The organism is Streptomyces sp. NPDC056161, assembly GCF_042268025.1.
GTDB lineage: Bacteria > Actinomycetota > Actinomycetes > Streptomycetales > Streptomycetaceae > Streptomyces.
On sequence record NZ_JBHJUV010000126.1, the window covers coordinates 1,750 to 4,943 of the forward strand.

At 56.5% G+C, this 3,194-nt stretch carries 1 rRNA gene; it reads left to right on the plus strand.

Going from position 1 to position 3,194, the window contains the following annotated elements:
• The first annotated feature begins 69 nt into the window (after positions 1 to 69).
• Positions 70 to 3,172, plus strand: a 23S ribosomal RNA gene (locus ACFC09_RS45690).
• Positions 3,173 to 3,194: the final 22 nt, after the last annotated feature.

A 3,194-nucleotide genomic window follows, 5' to 3' on the forward strand; every position in this document is an offset into this window, starting at 1 on the left:
CCTTTTTGGGGTGGGGTGGTGGGTGGCTGGTCGTTGTTTGAGAACTGCACAGTGGACGCGAGCATCTGTGGCCAAGTTTTTAAGGGCGCACGGTGGATGCCTTGGCACCAGGAACCGATGAAGGACGTGGGAGGCCGCGATAGTCCCCGGGGAGTCGTCAACCAGGCTTTGATCCGGGGGTTTCCGAATGGGGAAACCCGGCAGTCGTCATGGGCTGTCACCCGTACCTGAACTCATAGGGTATGTGGAGGGAACGAGGGGAAGTGAAACATCTCAGTACCCTCAGGAAGAGAAAACAACCGTGATTCCGGGAGTAGTGGCGAGCGAAACTGGATGAGGCTAAACCTTCGGCGTGTGAGACCCGGCAGGGGTTGCGTCGTGGGGGTTGTGGGATCTCTCTTGATCAGTCTGCCGGCTGGTCGGTGAGTCAGAAACCGTTGATGTAGACGAAGGACATGCGAAAGGTCCGGCGTAGAGGGTAAGACCCCCGTAGTTGAAATGTCAGCGGCTTGCTTGAGAGACACCCAAGTAGCACGGGGCCCGAGAAATCCTGTGTGAATCTGGCGGGACCACCCGCTAAGCCTAAATATTCCCTGGTGACCGATAGCGGATAGTACCGTGAGGGAATGGTGAAAAGTACCCCGGGAGGGGAGTGAAATAGTACCTGAAACCGTGTGCCTACAAGCCGTGGGAGCACTTTGGTGTGACTGCGTGCCTTTTGAAGAATGAGCCTGCGAGTTTGCGGTGTGTTGCGAGGTTAACCCGTGTGGGGTAGCCGTAGCGAAAGCGAGTCCGAAGAGGGCGTTTGAGTAGCATGCCCAAGACCCGAAGCGGAGTGATCTAGCCATGGGCAGGTTGAAGCGGCTGTAAGAGGTCGTGGAGGACCGAACCCACCAGGGTTGAAAACCTGGGGGATGACCTGTGGTTAGGGGTGAAAGGCCAATCAAACTCCGTGATAGCTGGTTCTCCCCGAAATGCATTTAGGTGCAGCGTCGTGTGTTTCTTGCCGGAGGTAGAGCACTGGATAGGCGATGGGCCTTACCGGGTTACTGACCTTAGCCAAACTCCGAATGCCGGTAAGTGAGAGCGCGGCAGTGAGACTGTGGGGGATAAGCTCCATGGTCGAGAGGGAAACAGCCCAGAGCATCGACTAAGGCCCCTAAGCGTACGCTAAGTGGGAAAGGATGTGGAGTCGCAGAGACAACCAGGAGGTTGGCTTAGAAGCAGCCACCCTTGAAAGAGTGCGTAATAGCTCACTGGTCTAGTGATTCCGCGCCGACAATGTAGCGGGGCTCAAGCGTACCGCCGAAGTCGTGTCATTGCAGTATTACTCCTAACGGGGACTGTGATGGGTAGGGGAGCGTCGTCTGCCGGGTGAAGCGGCCGCGTAAGCGAGTCGTGGACGGTTGACGAGTGAGAATGCAGGCATGAGTAGCGATTCACACGTGGGAAACGTGTGCGCCGATTGACTAAGGGTTCCTGGGTCAAGCTGATCTGCCCAGGGTAAGTCGGGACCTAAGGCGAGGCCGACAGGCGTAGTCGATGGATAACCGGTTGATATTCCGGTACCCGCTGTGAAGCGTCAAACATTGAATCAGGCGATGCTAAGTCCGTGAAGCCGCCCTGATCTCTTCGGAGTTGAGGGGAGTGGTGGAGCCGACGGCCCAGACTTGTAGTAGGTGAGTGATGGGGTGACGCAGGAAGGTAGTCCATCCCGGGCGGTGGTTGTCCCGGGGTAAGGGTGTAGGACGTTGTCCAGGTAAATCCGGGCAGCTTGTGTCTGAGACCTGATGCCGAGCCGATTGTGGTGAAGTGGATGATCCTATGCTGTCGAGAAAAGCCTCTAGCGAGTTTTATGGCGGCCCGTACCCTAAACCGACTCAGGTGGTCAGGTAGAGAATACTGAGGCGTTCGGGTGAACTATGGTTAAGGAACTCGGCAAAATGCCCCCGTAACTTCGGGAGAAGGGGGGCCATGTCTGGTGATCACTTTTACAGTGTGAGCTGGGTGTGGCCGCAGAGACCAGCGAGAAGCGACTGTTTACTAAAAACACAGGTCCGTGCGAAGCCGTAAGGCGATGTATACGGACTGACGCCTGCCCGGTGCTGGAACGTTAAGGGGACCGGTTAGCTCACTTTCGGGTGGGCGAGGCTGAGAACTTAAGCGCCAGTAAACGGCGGTGGTAACTATAACCATCCTAAGGTAGCGAAATTCCTTGTCGGGTAAGTTCCGACCTGCACGAATGGCGTAACGACTTCTCGACTGTCTCAACCATAGGCCCGGTGAAATTGCACTACGAGTAAAGATGCTCGTTTCGCGCAGCAGGACGGAAAGACCCCGGGACCTTTACTATAGTTTGATATTGGTGTTCGGTTCGGCTTGTGTAGGATAGCTGGGAGACTTTGAAGCGATCACGCCAGTGGTTGTGGAGTCGTTGTTGAAATACCAGTCTGGTCGTGCTGGATGTCTAACCTGGGTCCGTGATCCGGATCAGGGACAGTGTCTGATGGGTAGTTTAACTGGGGCGGTTGCCTCCTAAAGGGTAACGGAGGCGCCCAAAGGTTCCCTCAGCCTGGTTGGTAATCAGGTGTTGAGTGTAAGTGCACAAGGGAGCTTGACTGTGAGACCGACGGGTCGAGCAGGGACGAAAGTCGGGACTAGTGATCCGGCGGTGGCTTGTGGAAGCGCCGTCGCTCAACGGATAAAAGGTACCCCGGGGATAACAGGCTGATCTTCCCCAAGAGTCCATATCGACGGGATGGTTTGGCACCTCGATGTCGGCTCGTCGCATCCTGGGGCTGGAGTCGGTCCCAAGGGTTGGGCTGTTCGCCCATTAAAGCGGTACGCGAGCTGGGTTTAGAACGTCGTGAGACAGTTCGGTCCCTATCCGCTGTGCGCGTAGGAGTCTTGAGAAGGGCTGTCCCTAGTACGAGAGGACCGGGACGGACGAACCTCTGGTGTGCCAGTTGTTCTGCCAAGGGCATGGCTGGTTGGCTACGTTCGGGAGGGATAACCGCTGAAAGCATCTAAGCGGGAAGCCTGCTTCGAGATGAGGGCTCCCACCCACTTGATGGGGTAAGGCTCCCAGTAGACGACTGGGTTGATAGGCCGGATATGGAAGCTCGGTGACGGGTGGAGTTGACCGGTACTAATAGGCCGAGGGCTTGTCCTCAGTTGCTCGCGTCCACTGTGTT